Origin of the sequence: Aquimarina litoralis (assembly GCF_039523995.1) — a bacterium.
Lineage (GTDB): Bacteria > Bacteroidota > Bacteroidia > Flavobacteriales > Flavobacteriaceae > Aquimarina > Aquimarina litoralis.
Genome location: NZ_BAAAGE010000003.1, coordinates 638,594 through 656,184, shown reverse-complemented (window position 1 = coordinate 656,184; position 17,591 = coordinate 638,594). Strand labels below are relative to the sequence as shown.

At 32.5% G+C, this 17,591-nt stretch carries 17 protein-coding genes; 12 read left to right on the top strand and 5 right to left on the bottom strand.

What is annotated here, in order from left to right; genetic code table 11:
* Window positions 1-22 precede the first annotated feature (22 nt).
* The 11 genes from ABD077_RS17180 to ABD077_RS17130 all read left to right on the top strand — a co-directional run bounded on the left by ABD077_RS17180 (window position 23) and on the right by ABD077_RS17130 (window position 11,829).
* Window positions 23-2,197 carry a M3 family metallopeptidase gene (locus tag ABD077_RS17180; RefSeq protein WP_343913481.1) on the top strand — a complete coding sequence of 725 codons (2,175 nt, stop codon included), beginning with the start codon at window positions 23-25 and terminating at the stop codon, window positions 2,195-2,197.
* Window positions 2,198-2,238: 41 nt separating this feature from the next.
* Window positions 2,239-2,889: a DinB family protein gene (locus tag ABD077_RS17175; RefSeq protein ID WP_343913480.1), complete on the top strand. Its 651-nt coding sequence runs from the start codon at window positions 2,239-2,241 to the stop codon at window positions 2,887-2,889.
* A gap of 8 nt (window positions 2,890-2,897) precedes the next feature.
* Window positions 2,898-3,617 carry a hypothetical protein gene (locus tag ABD077_RS17170; RefSeq protein WP_343913479.1) on the top strand — a complete coding sequence of 240 codons (720 nt, stop codon included), beginning with the start codon at window positions 2,898-2,900 and terminating at the stop codon, window positions 3,615-3,617.
* Window positions 3,618-3,628: 11 nt separating this feature from the next.
* Window positions 3,629-6,493, top strand: a complete 2,865-nt coding sequence (locus ABD077_RS17165; protein WP_343913478.1) for a M16 family metallopeptidase — start codon at window positions 3,629-3,631, stop codon at window positions 6,491-6,493.
* 90 nt (window positions 6,494-6,583) lie between these two features.
* On the top strand, window positions 6,584-7,216 hold the full coding sequence (locus ABD077_RS17160; protein ID WP_343913477.1) for a hypothetical protein: 633 nt from the start codon (window positions 6,584-6,586) through the stop codon (window positions 7,214-7,216).
* 602 nt (window positions 7,217-7,818) lie between these two features.
* Window positions 7,819-7,992, top strand: a complete 174-nt coding sequence (locus ABD077_RS17155; protein WP_343913476.1) for a hypothetical protein — start codon at window positions 7,819-7,821, stop codon at window positions 7,990-7,992.
* 40 nt (window positions 7,993-8,032) lie between these two features.
* Window positions 8,033-8,191 (top strand): hypothetical protein, encoded by a 159-nt coding sequence (locus ABD077_RS17150; protein ID WP_343913474.1) that lies wholly within the window; start codon window positions 8,033-8,035, stop codon window positions 8,189-8,191.
* A 215-nt stretch (window positions 8,192-8,406) separates the two neighbouring features.
* The gene (locus ABD077_RS17145; RefSeq protein WP_343913473.1) at window positions 8,407-9,273 is read left to right on the top strand and encodes a helix-turn-helix domain-containing protein; all 867 of its coding nucleotides are present in this window, start codon (window positions 8,407-8,409) and stop codon (window positions 9,271-9,273) included.
* A 95-nt stretch (window positions 9,274-9,368) separates the two neighbouring features.
* Entirely contained in the window at window positions 9,369-10,082 is a 714-nt protein-coding gene (locus ABD077_RS17140) for a pirin family protein (protein ID WP_343913471.1), read from the top strand.
* Window positions 10,083-10,093: 11 nt separating this feature from the next.
* The gene (locus ABD077_RS17135; protein WP_343913469.1) at window positions 10,094-10,723 is read left to right on the top strand and encodes an NAD(P)H-dependent oxidoreductase; all 630 of its coding nucleotides are present in this window, start codon (window positions 10,094-10,096) and stop codon (window positions 10,721-10,723) included.
* A 602-nt stretch (window positions 10,724-11,325) separates the two neighbouring features.
* Window positions 11,326-11,829, top strand: a complete 504-nt coding sequence (locus ABD077_RS17130; protein WP_343913468.1) for a hypothetical protein — start codon at window positions 11,326-11,328, stop codon at window positions 11,827-11,829.
* Here the strand turns inward: ABD077_RS17130 and rimO are convergent.
* On the bottom strand, window positions 11,826-13,130 hold the full coding sequence (gene rimO, locus ABD077_RS17125; RefSeq protein ID WP_343913467.1) for a 30S ribosomal protein S12 methylthiotransferase RimO: 1,305 nt from the start codon (window positions 13,128-13,130) through the stop codon (window positions 11,826-11,828). The genes ABD077_RS17130 and rimO overlap by 4 nt on opposite strands.
* Window positions 13,131-13,294: 164 nt before the next feature.
* Here rimO and ABD077_RS17120 point away from each other — a divergent pair, with 164 nt between their 5' ends.
* Window positions 13,295-14,398, top strand: a complete 1,104-nt coding sequence (locus tag ABD077_RS17120) for a serine hydrolase domain-containing protein (RefSeq protein WP_343913466.1) — start codon at window positions 13,295-13,297, stop codon at window positions 14,396-14,398.
* On the opposite strand, the gene ABD077_RS17115 is transcribed toward ABD077_RS17120, so the two are convergent.
* From ABD077_RS17115 to rpmG, 4 genes are all read right to left on the bottom strand, one after another.
* Window positions 14,395-16,065 carry an amidase family protein gene (locus ABD077_RS17115; protein WP_343913464.1) on the bottom strand — a complete coding sequence of 557 codons (1,671 nt, stop codon included), beginning with the start codon at window positions 16,063-16,065 and terminating at the stop codon, window positions 14,395-14,397. The two genes, ABD077_RS17120 and ABD077_RS17115, sit on opposite strands and share 4 nt — an antisense overlap.
* Before the next feature lie 102 nt (window positions 16,066-16,167).
* Window positions 16,168-17,121, bottom strand: a complete 954-nt coding sequence (gene ftsY / locus ABD077_RS17110) for a signal recognition particle-docking protein FtsY (RefSeq protein ID WP_343913462.1) — start codon at window positions 17,119-17,121, stop codon at window positions 16,168-16,170.
* Between the two features lie 124 nt (window positions 17,122-17,245).
* On the bottom strand, window positions 17,246-17,398 hold the full coding sequence (locus ABD077_RS17105; protein WP_219007908.1) for a DUF4295 domain-containing protein: 153 nt from the start codon (window positions 17,396-17,398) through the stop codon (window positions 17,246-17,248).
* A 4-nt stretch (window positions 17,399-17,402) separates the two neighbouring features.
* Window positions 17,403-17,585 (bottom strand): 50S ribosomal protein L33, encoded by a 183-nt coding sequence (rpmG, locus tag ABD077_RS17100; RefSeq protein WP_069675060.1) that lies wholly within the window; start codon window positions 17,583-17,585, stop codon window positions 17,403-17,405.
* Window positions 17,586-17,591 lie beyond the last annotated feature (6 nt).

The window sequence follows — 17,591 nt, the reverse complement described above, 5'->3', positions numbered from 1 at the left end:
GCTTACTCAATACATTCAACTTATGAACGCTCAACACATCTCAAAAATATTTAAGTTATTGATCTGTTCCCTGATCATAACTACTAGTTGTAATAAAAAGAAAGAAAGTGTGGAAAATTTAAAATCTGAAACTACTGCTACTGCTACGGAAAATATTTTATTAAAAGAATGGACAGGACCCTATGGAGGAGTTCCTGCGTTTGACAAAGTCAAAATTTCAGATATCAAACCAGCTTTAGAAAAAGGAATGGAACTAAATCTGGCAGATATTGATGCTATCACTACAAACCAAGAAAATCCGACTTTTGAGAATACGATTGTACCATTCGAAAAGTCAGGAAAAGAACTCAACAGGGTTTTTACTTACTATGGTATTTTAAGTAGTAATCTATCCTCTCCTGAATTTAGAGAAATTCAAAAGGAAATGGCTCCAAAATTATCAGATTTTCGATCTAAAATCTCACAAAACAAGATATTATTCCAACGAATAAAATCAGTATATGATAATTCACAAAAGGAACCATTAGAAGACGATCAACAAAGAGTAACACAGTTAATTTATGAGCAATTTGCTATGAATGGAGCCGAATTAGATGAAGACAAAAAGAAAAGGTACGCTGCCATTAATAAAGAATTATCAGAGTTATACACCAACTTTTCTAATAATATTTTAGCAGATGAAGAAGGGTATATAACCTACTTATCCAAAGATCAATTAGGAGGATTATCCGCCCCCTTAACTAAAGCTTATGAAAAAGCTGCTAATGATAGAGGAAAGCAAAACATGTATGCAGTTACGAATACTAGATCTTCAATGGATCCTTTTCTAAAATATTCTACCGAAAGAAAGTTACGAGAGCAAGTTTGGAAAAATTATTATTCTCGCGGTGATAATGGAGATGAAAAAGATAACAATAAGAATATTGCAAAAATATTACAGCTTCGAAAAGAGCGTGTTGGATTGTTAGGGTATGATAATTATGCGGATTGGAGATTACAAAACCGTATGGCAAAAAACCCCGAAAATGCAATGAAGCTAATGAATGAGGTATGGCCGGCTGCCATTGCACGAGTTAAAGAAGAAGTATCAGACATGCAAACCATTGCTGATAACAATAAAAATAATATTACTATAGAACCTTGGGATTATAGATATTATGCAGAAAAAGTAAGAAAACAAAAGTATGATCTTGATTCTGACGAAGTAAAACAATATCTACAATTAGACAAACTCAGGGAAGCGATGTTCTTTGTGGCAGGAGAATTATTCAATTACAAATTCACTCCAGTTGCAGAAGGAAGTATTCCTGTTTTCCATGAAGATGTAAATGTTTGGGAGGTAAACGATAAATCCTCTGGAGAGCATATTGGTCTGTGGTATTTAGATCCTTTTGCAAGAACAGGAAAACGTTCTGGAGCTTGGGCTACAACTTATAGAAGTCATACTACTTTTGATGGAAAAAAGACTGTTTTAGCTTCTAATAACTCTAATTTTGTAAAACCTGCTCCTGGAGAGCCTGTATTAGTTTCTTGGGACGACGCAGAAACATTTTTTCATGAGTTCGGTCATGCACTACACTTTTTCTCTTCTGAAGTGAGATATCCTACATTAAATGGAGGTGTACGTGATTACACAGAATTTCAATCACAATTATTAGAGCGTTGGTTAGCTACAGATAAAGTTATCAATACATATTTAGTGCACTATAAAACTGGCCAACCTATGCCAAAAGAACTAGTTGAAAAAGTTAAAAAAGCAGCTACCTTTAATCAAGGTTTTGCCACTACCGAATATCTAGCTTCCGCTTTGATGGATATGAAATTTCACTTAGCTGATCCAACTAATATTGATGTAGATGCGTTTGAAAAAGAAACTTTATCCGAACTAAAAATGCCTAAAGAACTGGTAATGCGTCATCGTACTCCTCATTTTGGACATGTATTTTCTGGAGAGGGATATGCTACAGCCTATTATGGATATATGTGGGCAGATGTTCTTACAGCTGATGCCGCTGAGGCATTTGCAGAAGCTCCTGATGGCTTTTATGATAAGGATATGGCAACAAAACTAGTAAAGTATCTTTTTGCTCCTCGTAACGCTACGGATCCTGCAGAAGCCTATAAGCTATTTCGTGGTCGAGAAGCTAACATAGAAGCGTTAATGAGGGATCGTGGATTTCCAGTCAACAGAAATTAAAATTAAGTATTATTAATCGAGATTCATAAAAAAACTGAAAGATGATGAAGGAATCAAATACTACTACTAGAAGAAAATTCATTAAAGGATCATCAATATTAGCAGCAGGTATCGCTGCTACTCCATTGATGAGTTTTACAAATGAAGTAGTTCTTCCGGACACCACGGATAACATCTACTTAGTCGGTCCTCAGAAAGGGTACTCTCCTCAGATTGGTACTCTATTATCAACCATGACTATGATGAGAGCTTGGGTTATCAGAACCGTAAAAGATCTTACCATAGAACAATTAGATTTTCAAATAGATGAACAATCTAATTCTATTGGTGCTATGTTATTACATCTAGCAGCTACAGAAAGATACTATCAACTTAATACTTTTGATGAAATTCCTTGGGGTAAATGGGATGAGGACATTAAAAAAGAATGGGATATCGCAAGTGGTTTAGGCAAAAAAGGAAGAGAAATAATTAAAGGAAATCCAATTAATTATTATCTCCAAACGCTTAAAGAAGTAAGAGAGATCACCAAAAAAGAATTTGCAAAAAGAGATGATTCATGGATCATGAAATCCGAACCTTTTTTTAGTAATCAACCTACTAATAATTATGCAAAATGGTTTCATGTATGTGAACATGAATCTAATCATAGAGGACAGATAAAGTTTATTATAAAAAGGCTTCCTACCTAATTAAATAAATGGAAAAAAATGTGCAATTACAACCTGAAAAAATCATCGATACGATTTCTTTACTAGAAAAACGTATTCGTGATAGATTTCCTAATTCAGGTTTAGAAAAAGTATGCCACAACTTTTTGCATGTAGCACTAGATAGTAAACAGAATATAGAATGGATCTCAAAACCGAATATATCTTTAAGAATTTTTGCATATCTGGTTATTCTAGTAGGATTAGGTGGACTAGTATATAGCATTACCTATATTAATTGGGAAATTGAAAATACAACTTTAGGTAATATTGTTTCATTATCTGAAGCAATATTTAATGATATTATTTTGATAGGAGCGGCAATCTTCTTTCTGATTTCCTTAGAATCTAAGTTAAAAACCAAAAGAGCATTAAAAGCACTCAATGAATTGAGAGGAATTGCTCATGTTATCGATATGCATCAACTCACTAAAGATCCTAACCTAACTGATAGTAATAATACATCCACTGAAAATTCTCCAAAAAGGACTTTAACAAGGTTTGAGCTCCAGAGGTATTTAGACTATTGCTCAGAAGCGACAGCATTAGTAGGTAAAGTAGCAGCTTTGTACTCACAAAGTCTTCCAGAAGAAACAGTAGTACATGCTGCAAATGAAATAGAAATTTTAACAACTGGATTGAGTAGAAAAATATGGCAAAAGCTCATTATTTTGAATGATTCAACTCCAAAAAAAAATAAACAAGCGTAAATTCATCAATTATGAAAACAACTAAATCTTTATTATGGGTTTTTATATGTACCACCCTTATCTTTTCTTGCAAAAAAGACACTCCTGTTACCGAAGATCAGGTTGCTAAAGAAACAAAAGAATTTAAAGTAGATTTCGAGAAATTTACTTTGGATAATGGATTACAGGTTATCTTTCATGTTGATCGTTCTGATCCCGTAGTTGCAGTAGCGTTAACAGCCCATGTTGGTTCAGCAAGAGAAATAGAAGGAAGAACAGGTTTCGCACACTTGTTTGAACACTTGTTATTTCTAGAATCAGAAAACCTTGGAAAAGGAGGATTGGACAAAATGAGTGCAAGAATTGGAGGTTCTGGAGCTAACGGATCTACCAGTAGGGATAGAACAAATTATTTCCAAACAGTTCCAAAAGATGCGCTAGAAAAAATGATCTGGGCTGAAGCGGATAAATTAGGTTTCTTTATTAATACTGTTACTGATCCTGTATTAGCCAAAGAAAAACAAGTAGTAAAAAATGAAAAACGACAAAGCATTGACAATCGTCCTTATGGACATGTTTCCTATGTCATAGGTAAAAACCTTTTCCCAAAAGGGCATCCATATAACTGGCAAGTAATTGGCTCGTTAGAAGATCTTCAAAATGCCACTTTACAAGATGTGAAAGACTTCTATAACAAATGGTATGTCCCTAATAATGTAACACTTACTATAGCTGGAGATTTTGATACAACACAAGCAAAAGAATGGGTACACAAATATTTTGATGAGATTAAACGTGGAGAAGATATTACTCCCTTAAAAAAACAGCCTGTAACGCTTTCAGAAACTAAAAAACTATATTACGAGGATAATTTTGCAAGACTTCCTCAATTGACAATGACTTGGCCTGCAGTACATCAGTATCATCCAGATTCTTATGCATTACAAGTGTTATCAAGCTATTTATCTGAAGGAAAGAAAGCACCTTTTAACCAAATAATAATTGATGACAAACAGTTGGCTCCGAATGTAACTATGTTTCATTTTGGATCAGAATTGGCTGGTGAATTTAGATTACAAATACGAGGGTTCGAAAAAGTAAACTTGAATGATATCGAACAAGCTGTACAAGAAGCTTTTACAAAATTTGAAGCTGAAGGAATCTCACAGAAAGATTTGGATCGAATTAAAGCGGGACAAGAGACAAACTTTTACAATGGTTTATCTAGTGTGTTAGGAAAAGGGTTTCAACTAGCACAATATGAAATTTTTGCAGGAGATCCTGGATTTATAAATCAGGATGTAAAAAACATACTTGCCGTTACTACCGATGATGTAATGCGAGTGTATAACCAATATATAAAAGGAAAACACTTTGTAGCAACAAGTTTTGTTCCTATTGGACAAACTGACCTAATTCTTACAAACTCTACACTTGCAAAAATAGTGGAAGAAAAAATAGTAGAAGGAGCAGAAGAAAATTTTGATCCTAGCATAGCAGCTACCTACGAAAAAACTCCGTCTAGTTTTGATCGATCTCAGGAACCACCTTATGGAGAAACACCTAAAGTAACAATTCCTGAAGTTTGGGAAGATAATTTGACCTCAGGACTCAAAGTATATGGAATTCAAAACGATGAAGTTCCTTTGGTTCAGTTTAGAATAGATATTAAAGGTGGTTTATTACTTGAACAAGCTAATAAAGTAGGAGTTTCAAACATGCTTGCTCGATTAATGATGAAAGGAACTAAAAACAAAACCACTGAACAATTAGAAAATGAAATAGAAAGTCTTGGAGCTATAATAAATATGTATGCTACGGATCAAAATATTAGTATTAGTGGTAGTACTTTATCCAAAAACTACGATAAAACCATAAAATTGGTTCAAGAGATTATTCTTGAACCGAGATGGGATGAAAAAGAATTTGAACTGATAAAACAAGACATCAGCAGCCAATTGCAACAGCAAAAAGCAAGTCCGAGAAGTATCGCTACTAATGAATTTGCGAAACTAATCTATGGTAAAGATCATATTCTCTCCTGTAATAATTTAGGATCAGAAAAGACAATAAAAGAAATTACAGTAGAAGATCTAAAAAGTTATTACAATTCCAATATTTCTCCATCGGTTACAAAAATTCATCTAGCGGGAGATATTTCTAAAGATCAAGTAAGCGCTTCGTTATCAGAATTGAATAAAAACTGGGATGTTAAAAAAGTGGTATTTCCAGAGCTAAATACTCCAACCGCTCCAGAAAGGTCTCGCGTTTACTTTTATGATGTGCCAGGAGCGAAACAATCCATGATACGTTTTGGATATCCGGCAATGGCTGCCACAGATAAAGATTTTTATCCTGCTACAATTATGAACTACCGACTTGGTGGTGGTGGATTCGCATCTCAACTTACGCAACAATTAAGAGAAGGAAAAGGGTATACCTATGGAATAGGATCTCGATTTTCTGGAACTATAATACCTGGATCTTTTTCAATTTCTAGTGGTGTACGTTCTAATGTCACCTATGAATCTAGTAGTTTGGTAAAAGAGATTTTAGAAAACTATGGTAAAGATTACAATGAAAATGATCTAGAAATAACAAAAAGCTCACTTATAAAAAGTAATGCAAGAGCATTCGAAACCCTAGGTGCCAAATTAAATATGCTTACTAATATAAGTACTTTAGGATATGCTAAAGACTATATAACTAAACGAGAAGCTATCGTAAATGAGATGACAGTAGATCAGATTAAATCATTAGCTAATAAATATCTTGATCCTAATAAAATGATATACTTAGTTGTTGGTGATGCAAAAACACAGCTAAAGAAATTAGAAGAACTTGGATATGGAACGCCTATACTATTAAATGAAAAAACTAAAAAAGTAAAAGATTAAGATAATAACCAAAAAAGTAAAGCACCAACAGAATCGGATATTATAGTAAGAGTATAAATGAAATATCTTACGCAGATAACTATATAAATAATGAGTATTGAATCCTTTTATGGTTCGCTTCTTTTAGAGTTCAATAAATATTCATTGATCAAAAGGCATTTGTCTAAAATTGCTGATCGAATGTTAGAAGGTATTATAGCTCAAGAAAATATTATTTATACAGAAATAAACAATTATCATTCTAAATATTTAGGCATATCGATAGAAGACTTAAAAACAATCAATTTCACTATTGATGATTGCAAAAGAACTATTGCTAGTGAATACGGTTTTAAGAACTGGGAAACAGTTGAGCAATCAAATATTCGTTACGATGTAATTTTTGAAAATGCGGTAAATCAACTCATCAATGGAGATTTTAATGCTCTTAAACATACGATACAAGCTTATCCACATATAATATCCAAAAGATCTAATTATGGACATCAAGCTACTTTACTTCACTATACTGCTAGTAATGGTGTAGAAATGTGGAGGCAGAAAGCGCCAAAAAACCTCCGGATGATTACTGACTTTTTAATCAACAAAGGAGCTAATGTAAACGCTAAGATGAAAGTTTATGGAGGTTACTATGATACATTGACCTTATTAAAATCCAGTATTCATCCATTTAATGCTGGTATTGGGAATAAAATGATCACTATTTTGGAGAAGGCTATGTAAGTTTTGCCATAAAAATCCATGTGAATTCTTAAGCCAATATTACTCTTTCTACATAGTCATGTCAATATTCTAAAAGTCAACTTTTTTATAAAAAAGTCTAATGATTGACGTTTTTCTGGATAAACAAGGTATAAAATACAGTGTATTCATATCTACTATTGAAATATTTTATCAAAACTCTTAATTAACGACTCAATAATAAGGGAATAAATTATCTAATTAGAGTTTTACAAAATCTTAAATACTTTAAATAATTATCATTAAAAATGTTTTTTAACTAACAATAATTCAAAATTAACATCCTTTAAGGACTCTATATTATCAAATTGTTAATTAAAGAGGTTTTTCATTTTTATCTGATTCTTAATAGAAACATCAAAAAATTGCACATAATTCATCATTTCATTTCAAAGCAATAACGAATTTTAAAATTATCCTCGTTTTTATTAAAAACTAGACACTAGATTTTCATCGAAATCACTATGAATAAAGGGCTGTTAAGATAATTTTATGATTTCGAATAGGTTTTTTGAATACATTTGCCCCGGTTTTTAAAAAAGCAGATAACAACATATCACAAAACATAAAAAACTTTTATTAAAATGATTAAAAAATTCCCATTTCTAGTTATGATAGCTTTAGTAGTAGCATCATGTGAAAGCTCATCCGTAGAAGACGAAGTGTTCAATGCAGATACTGAAATCGAAGTTTCTGAAAATGAAGACGTAGAGATCAACGATATACACGAAGACAGTAGCTACGGTTTAGGAAACTAAAACAAAAAATATCCTCAAAATAAATTAAAACAAAACAGACATGAAAAAAATCGCATTTTTATTAGTATTAGCTTCAATTTTTGTTGCATGTGAAAACGAATCTTTTGAAGACTCAGTATTCAACGAAGATACTACAACTGACACAGAAGAAACAACTGATGGAGAAGATGGAGAAGAAATTACAGGTGGAAACCAATAATTAAAAAGATTCTCTTTTATAATAGAATTAACCAAAATATAGAAGTATAATTACTTCGATGAGGGAAAGCATAATAGCTTTCCCTTTTTTATTTATAGACGGTAAGAATTTGAAAAGATTCTTAAAAAACTATAATTATCTTAAATAACCTATAAACCTAAACCGAAAGAACAGTAAAACCTGTATATTAATACTGAACTTTTTATTTAAAATATTTGAACTCTATTAAGACATATCAACTGAACGAGACCGTGGATAATCAAATGACTTTTGATATAAAAAGAATGGAGGAGATATATGATTTAAAAAATGGTTTAGTTGATTCACCACATAGACATGATTTCTATATTATCTTATTAGTTTTTAAAGCAAAAGGAACCCATATTATCGACTTTAATGAATTTTTATTAGAAAATCATCAAGTATTTTTTCTAAGTCCGGGACAAGTACATCAAATGATTGAACTAGAAAAATCATTTGGTTGGGTAATCACTTTTTCCAGACAATTTTTGGTGAAAAACAATATTGATTATCGATTCATAGAGGACATTAATCTATTCCAAGATTATGGGTACACTCCTCCCCTTTCCTTAAATAAAATCCAATTTAACCAGTTAAACCAGTATACTCAAGAAATTTTTGAAACCTTTAATTCTGATTCGAAATTTAGGTTAGCCGCAATCGGTGCATGGATAAAGTTATTCTTAATCTATAGCAACAATATTTGTAGTACCCATCCCAAGGACCCACAGCAATTACAAACAGGATCACTAATTTTAACATCTTATAGAGATTTAGTAGAACAACAGTTTGCTAAGTGGCATAAAGTACAACAGTATGCAGAAGCATTACATGTAACTCCAGATCATCTTAATAGAACTATAAAATCACTAATCGGAAAAACCGCTAAAGAATATTTACAATCTAGAATTATTATTGAGGCAAAACGGCTTTTAACTTTTTCAGAAAACTCTACAAAGGAAATCGGTTATGGATTAGGATTCACCGAACCTGCTAATTTTAGTAATTTCTTTAAAAAATGCACAGGTCACTCTCCGACTACTTTTAAAAAAAATAGATAAGATCGGATTTTTACAAGGTTCTTACGTATTCTTATATTCCAATTACATCTTTAAAAGATGAAATTTGTGTAGAATATAAAATGAAAGGATATATTATGAAAACGATCATGCATAAATCAGAAACAAGAGGAACAGCTAATTTAGGGTGGTTAAACTCTCATCATTCTTTTAGCTTTGGAAACTACTACAATCCAGAAAGGATGAGCTTTGGAGCGTTAAGAGTACTTAATGATGATATAGTATCTGCCGGAATGGGTTTTGGAAAACATCCACACGATAATATGGAGATCATATCTATTCCTTTAGAAGGAGCCTTAGAGCATAAAGACAGCATGGGAAATACTACTGTTATCAAAAAAGGAGACATACAAGTCATGAGTGCTGGAACAGGGATATTTCATAGTGAGTACAATAAGAACTCCGATAAAGAAGTGAAATTTTTACAAATTTGGATTACTCCTAACCAAAGAAATGTAACTCCAAGATACGACCAAATTACCCTAAATAATGAGGATATAAAAGACAATTTATACCAAATCTTGTCTCCAAATGATGATGATGATGGTGTATGGATACATCAAAATGCTTGGTTTCATTTAGGTCAATTTAACGAAGACCATACCGAAAATTACACATTGAAAAATAATAAAAATGGGGTTTATATTTTTGTTCTTGAAGGTAACATTACGATAGAAAAACAGGAATTGGAACGAAGAGATGGATTAGGTATATGGGATACGAATGAAATTAAAATTGAATCTAAAAGTGCTTCTAAAATATTAGTAATGGAAGTACCAATCACACACTAAATTATAAAGTTATGCAACTAATACAAAATCTAGAATGGCGATATGCCACCAAAAAGTTTGATCCCGAAAAAAAAGTTTCAAAATCAGACTTAGAAAATATCAAAAAAACAATTTCTTTAGCTGCCTCCTCTTACGGATTACAAGCTTATAAGGTATTGATCATAGAAGATCCAGAAATTCGAAAAAAATTACAACCAGAATCTTGGGGGCAATCACAAATTGTGGACGCTTCTCAACTTATTGTTTTTTGTAATTATACAAATGTAGATAACCAAGTAATCGATGATTATTTAAAACTAAAAGCAGATATCCAGAATTTAAACCTAGAGGATCTAAAGGATTATGGAGACTTTATGAAATCAAAAATCACCGAATTACCTGATGAGATAATGAAAGCTTGGACAGCTAAGCAAACTTATATAGGTCTTGGTAATTTATTGGTAGCTTGTGCAGAGTTAAAAATCGATGCTTGTCCTATGGAAGGTTTTAGTCCAGAAGGATATGATAATATTCTAAATCTATCGGAGAAGGGGTTATCTGCTGCCGTAATTGCCACCATAGGATATCGTTCTGAAGAAGATATGACCCAACATAGTAAGAAAGTTCGAAAACCAATACAAGAACTATTCGAAACCATATAATCTTGTGATGATTATACATTAATTCGAAACGAGGTTTACATTTAGTTGTAAGCCTTATTTTGTTTATAAGACAAAGGGGTTCTATTCTTAGCTAAGTCATTTTAGGCAAATAATAAATTCAACATGGAATTAGAAAAGAAATAATGATCATATAAAAATGACGTCCAAATATTATCAAATTGTTAATTATGCATTTTTTTAAAGTAAAAGCTGTATTGAACTTATTCTAACAAAAAGCCAAAAACAATATACCGATATCAACATTTTCAACACTTTATTGCGGATATTTTACCACTGATAATCAATAGATTGCGAAAAATCGACTTTAATTTTTTGTTACGAACACTGAAACTCTTCCTGTAAGCTGAAATTCAACAATTTATGTCTCTTTTTTAAATACTTTTGCGCTCGAAATAAAATTAAATTGAAAATAAAGCGTTTATTATAAAACTTTGTCCCTTAATAAAATAAAGACATAAAGTTCTCTTTAGATTTGAATTAGCCAAGAAAATATTAAAGAGCATTTACGCAACAGAATCGAGGATAGAAATTATCCTCGATTTTTTTTATCTTTAAATCACACTCCTCAAAAGCTCTTGGAAATGTTAAAACAAATAATTTCTATATTCTTCCTATTATCATTTTCGCTAATTTCTTCTCAGAACAGTATCGATCATAAGTACGCTGAGTTCAATTTTTGGATTGGAGAATGGAATGTATACAAGCACAATACTGACACAATAGTAGGAAAAAGTAAAATAGAAGCAATTATTGATAACAAGGTTATCAAAGAAACCTATCATGCTACAACATCCAAGTTTAAGGGAACCAGTTTAAATAAATATAACCCTAGAACAAATCAATGGGAGCAATTTTGGGTAGATAATTCCGGACTAACACTTCATATTATTGGAAATCTAAACGATGGTAAGATGATTTTAGAAAACACAATCAACTTACAAAAAAATAACACCCTATCTAATAAAATAACTTGGCAACAAAATGAAGACAAAACAGTTCGACAAATATGGAGTCAAAGTAAGGACAAAGGTAAAACCTGGAAAGTTATATTTGATGGAGACTACAAACCAATAGTAGATAACTAAACTACCACTTCTCCATACAAATCAAAATCCTCAGCATCATATATCTTAACAGTCGTATATTCCCCTGTTTTTAGATAAAACTTAGAAGCATCTATTAATACTTCGTTATCTACATCTGGAGAATCAAATTCTGTTCTACCAACAAAATACTTCCCTTCTTTTCTATCGATAACTACTTTAAACTCTTGTCCTATTTTTTCCTGATTAAGCTCCCAGGAAATTTGAGATTGAATCTCCATAATTTCATTAGCACGATCCATTTTTACTTCTTCAGGAACATCATCTTCCAAGTTATATGCATGTGTATTTTCTTCATGAGAATACGTAAAACAACCTAGTCGTTCAAAACGCATTTCTTTTACCCAATCTCGCAACGTTTCGAAATCTTCTTGTGTTTCTCCTGGATATCCTACAATTAAAGTCGTTCTGATAGCCATCTCAGGTACCGCTGCTCTAAACTCTTTAAGTAATTTAGTCGTTTTCGCTTTGGTAGTGCCTCTTCGCATAGATTTCAGAATTGGATCTGCAATATGCTGTAACGGAATATCAATATAATTACATATTTTAGGTTCTTCTCTCATTACTTCCAAAACTTCCATTGGAAAACCTGTTGGAAATGCATAATGTAATCGAATCCATTCTATACCATCTACGTTGACTAAAGCGCGTAGTAAATCTGCTAATCTCCTTTCTTTATAAAGATCTAATCCATAATATGTTAGATCTTGTGCTATTAGGACTAGTTCTTTTACACCATCGGCCGCAAGTTTTTCTGCTTCGGTTACTAATTCCTCTATAGGAGTGGATTTGTGCTTACCTCTCATTAAAGGAATTGCACAAAAAGAACAAGGACGATCGCATCCTTCTGCTATTTTTAAATAAGCATAATTTTTAGGCGTTGTTGTCAATCTCTCCCCAATTAATTCATGCTTATAATCCGCTCCCAAGGCTTTTAATAACCCAGGAAGTTCAGTAGTACCAAAATACTGATCTACATCAGGAATCTCTTCTTCTAAATCAGGCTTATATCTTTCCGATAAACAACCGGTAACAAAAACTTTATCTACAATACCTTGATCTTTTTTCTGTACATACTCTAAAATAGTATTTACAGATTCTTCTTTTGCATTGGCAATAAAACCACATGTATTGATCACTACTACATTTCCTTCTTCTTCATGAACAACTTCTTTGTTGTTTGCCTTAAGCTGTCCCATAAGAACTTCGCTATCATACACATTCTTACTACAACCTAATGTCACTACATTGATCTTATTCTTCTTTAAAGTCTTTGTTCTCATATCGTTTGAATCAATCTAACCGGTTCTATTAAAGGTGTGCAAAGATACAATGAATAACTAAAGTTTAGTATATAATTGCAACAACTCTCTTCTGAAAACAATAAATAATTTAAACCTTTTGTATATTGTAGCGTCTAAATCTACATATATAACCAAAATACGCTATGAAGAAAAAGATATCCCCTATCCTTTTTCTGGCATTTTCTTGTATTTTTTCTTGTTCAAGTGATTCGGAAGAAATGTTCATTGAAAATCCAGATCCTAATCCAGATCAAGGTTCTTTATATTTCCCACCTATTGATTCTGAAGAATGGGAAACGGTATCCATATCAGATCTTGGCTGGAATTCCGATGCTGAAATGGATCTTTACAATTTCCTTGAAGAAAAAAACACAAAGGCTTTTATTATTCTAAAAGATGGTAAGATAGTAATAGAACAGTATTTTAATGGTGCCACAGCTACAGATAATAACCCTTGGTACTCTGCTGGAAAAACCCTGACATCATTTATGATAGGATTAGCACAGCAAGAAGGATTATTAAACATAGAACAATCGTCTAATACCTACTTGGGTGATCAATGGGCAACAATTACATCTGATCAAGAAAATAATATCAGTGTAAAGAACCACCTGACCATGACTACTGGTTTAGACTATAATGTAGCCAATCAAAATTGTACCGATCCTAACTGTTTAACATATCTAAATGAAGCTGGGTCCTTTTGGTACTATCATAATGCTGCTTATACCCTATTATCGGATATTATTACAGGAGCCACAGGAATTGAATACACGGACTATTTTGACACTAAAATCAAAAACAACATAGGAATGAATGGCACATGGTTAAGTCTTGGGTATGCTAATGTTTATTACAGCACAGCCAGAAGCATGGCTCGTTTTGGCTTATTAAACTTAAATAAAGGAACTTGGGAAAACACTCCTATTCTTACAGATCTAGCTTATTTTACAGAAATGACCAGTAGTTCTCAAAATCTTAACCCTTCATACGGATACCTATGGTGGCTCAACGGAAAAACAAGTTTTCGAGCACCTTCATTCGAAACCGAATTTCCGGGAGAGCTTATGCCAGATGCTCCAGATGATCTTTTTGCTGGTTTAGGCAAAGACGATCAAAAACTATATGTAGTACCTAGTCAGAATCTTGTAATCGTTCGTATGGGAGATGATACAGGAGAAACACTATTAGGTCCTTCTAGTTTTGATAATGATTTATGGATTAAAATTAATAAACTGATTAATTAATTATACTTTATTGGTGCCCGACGTTCTTTGGAAATTTGTTCATACGCAAATGCCAATGCTAACAGTTTATGTTCAGAAAATGACTTTGCAATAAAAGTTAAACTCTTAGGTTCTCCTTTATCAGTATATCCCATCGGAACCGTTATAGCAGGATATTTGGCCACAGCAGCATATCCTGCATGATAATTATTTATAGATAAAATTGCATCCAAATTATGAGTATCTATATGTGTATCGAAATAACTTCTAGAAACACTTTGTAAATTCTCCTTGATCGTTTTCAACTCTTTCGTTGTAGTACTATCACTCACAATTCCCTCTAACAATGCTTGACCATATGGCATTCTTATCAATGAGTCTTGTAAATTAAATGCAATAATATCTTCGATAGTTTTCGTCGCAATATTATCGCTTGCATACTTAGCTATATATTGTGGTAGATCATGTTTCATGTCGATATTTAAAATCGTTAAGAAACCAGGAAGTGGTGTGTTCTCAGGTTCTAACTCAACTATTTCTGCTCCTGAATTTTTAATTTTTTCTACTGCTCTAGTATAGAGGGAATCTGTAAGATAGGATTTCAAAACACCAATTTTTTTTCCTGCTAAGTTGGTATTTGTAATTTTTGGCAAGGAAACCGTTTTTGCCTGAATAGAAGCACTATCTGTAGTATCCTTACCTACGAGTGCATTGTATAAAATCACATTATCAATCACTGATTTTGTCATTGGACCTGGAGTATCTAATGTACTGGAAATAGGCACAATTCCACTTCTACTAAAAACTCCAATCGTAGGCTTTAATCCTACTACCGAGTTTTGACTCGATGGCGATAATATAGAACCACTAGTCTCTGTTCCAATAGCTGCTACACAAAAATTAGCCGCAACTGTAACCCCACTTCCCGAACTGGAACCACCTGATTCAAAAATCATTCTTCCATATGGATTCATTGTTTGCCCGCCAATTGCACTATATCCTACTGGACAACCAGAACAGAAAAAATACGCCCACTCACTTAGATTTGCCTTACCCAGTAACAAAGCTTTTTTTTCTAACAAACGATTAGCAATAAAAGCGTTTTCAGCATTATTGTTTTGTAAAGCAACAGCACCTGCTGTTGTAGGCATACCTTTGGCATTGATATTATCTTTAAGCAAAATGGGTATACCATAAACAGAGTGAATATCTATATTAGATGTATCCATTTTATCTAATTCTCTTGCTTGCTCAACGACCAAAGGATTAAGTGCAATAATACCATTGAGAGAAAGCTGATTATCACTTTCATATTTTCTAATTCGGTACAAGTAAAAAAGCACTAATTTCTCATAAGTAAGCTTTCCTTGTTTTATACTTGTTTGTAAAGAAGGAATATCCTTCTCTAAAATAAGAGGTTTTAAAGCATTATAATCTTCTTCAGAAAAATAATCCAATTCCGATTCTAACGGCCTCCAAATCTGGTTTTTATCTAATACTTTGGAGTTAACCAGTTTTAGATGCATACGTGACTGTTCTAAATCAAGCGTTGCCTTTATATCTTCAGATTCATCATAAGGTTGCCATGTTAACCTAGGTTGTTTAGTAATTACTTCTGGAGTAGTTTCTTTTTTACAAGAAGAAAAAAGAGAAATTGTGATAAGAAGACTTATTATTCTATACATCATGAGTTTGTGTGTTTACGGAAATATCATCTCAAAATAACAAAAAGGGACATTGTAATCTATAACAATGTCCCTTTTAACTATTTTGTAACAAGTAAATCTGTCCTACTTAAAGAAAGAATCTACAAATTCATACTTATTAAATACTTGTAGATCTTCTATTCCTTCTCCTACCCCAATATATTTTACAGGGATCTGAAACTGATCACTAATACCGATTACTACACCACCCTTAGCAGTACCATCTAGTTTAGTAACAGCCAATGAAGTAACTTCGGTGGCAGCAGTAAATTGTTTTGCCTGTTCAAAAGCATTTTGCCCTGTTGAACCATCTAAAACTAGCAATACGTCATGCGGTGCATCACCAACCACCTTTTGCATCACACGCTTTACTTTGGTCAGCTCGTTCATCAGGTTTATTTTATTATGCAATCGACCTGCTGTATCAATAATGATAACATCTGCATCCTGATTTACTCCAGACTGCAATGTATCAAATGCAACAGACGCTGGATCACTTCCCATATCTTGCTTTACAATTGGAACATTTACTCGATCTGCCCATACCTGTAACTGATCGATAGCTGCAGCTCTAAAGGTATCCGCAGCACCTAAAACCACTTTTAATCCTTTTTTATTAAACTGATAGGCAAGTTTACCAATGGTGGTGGTTTTTCCCACACCATTAACTCCTACCACCATTAACACATACGGCTTTTTAACATCCGGTATTTCAAAATCCGATGCTTCTCCCGAATTTGTTTCAGAAAGCAAGCCTGCAATTTCCTCTCTAAGAATTTTATTTAATTCTTCTGTTCCTAAATATTTATCTTTAGCAACTCTGTTTTCAATTCTTTCGATTACTTTAATAGTCGTTTTTACACCAACATCGCTAGTAACCAAAACTTCTTCTAAATTATCTAAGACATCATCATCTACTTTAGACTTCCCAGCTACAGCTTTACTTAATTTAGAAAAAAAACTAGTTTTAGATTTTTCTAACCCTTTATCTAGGGTTTCTTTTTTCTCTGAAGAGAATATTTTTTTAAACAAACTCATGTGTTGTATTCAGAATACTATAAATTAAAAAATATAACTATACCACAAACTTCTATAAATATAAAAAGAAAGAGCCATTCCAATAAAATTGAAACGGCTTCTTTTTAAAATATTTTCTTACAAATTACTTTTTCTTGAAAAAGTCATTTACTGCATCAGGTGCCATAATTGACTCTACAAAAGTATAAGCTCCTGTTTTTGGAGATTTAACCATCTTAATAGCTTTGGTTAATCTCTTAGATCCTGTCTGTAACGATGCTACTGATTTCTTTGCCATGTTATTATTTTATTTCTTTATGAACAGTCATTCTCTTAAGAATTGGATTAAATTTCTTTATTTCCATTCTATCAGGAGTGTTCTTTTTATTTTTTGTTGTAATATACCTTGAAGTACCTGGCTGACCAGAAGCTTTATGCTCTGTACATTCTAAGATTACCTGAACTCTATTACCTTTCTTTGCCATTGTAAT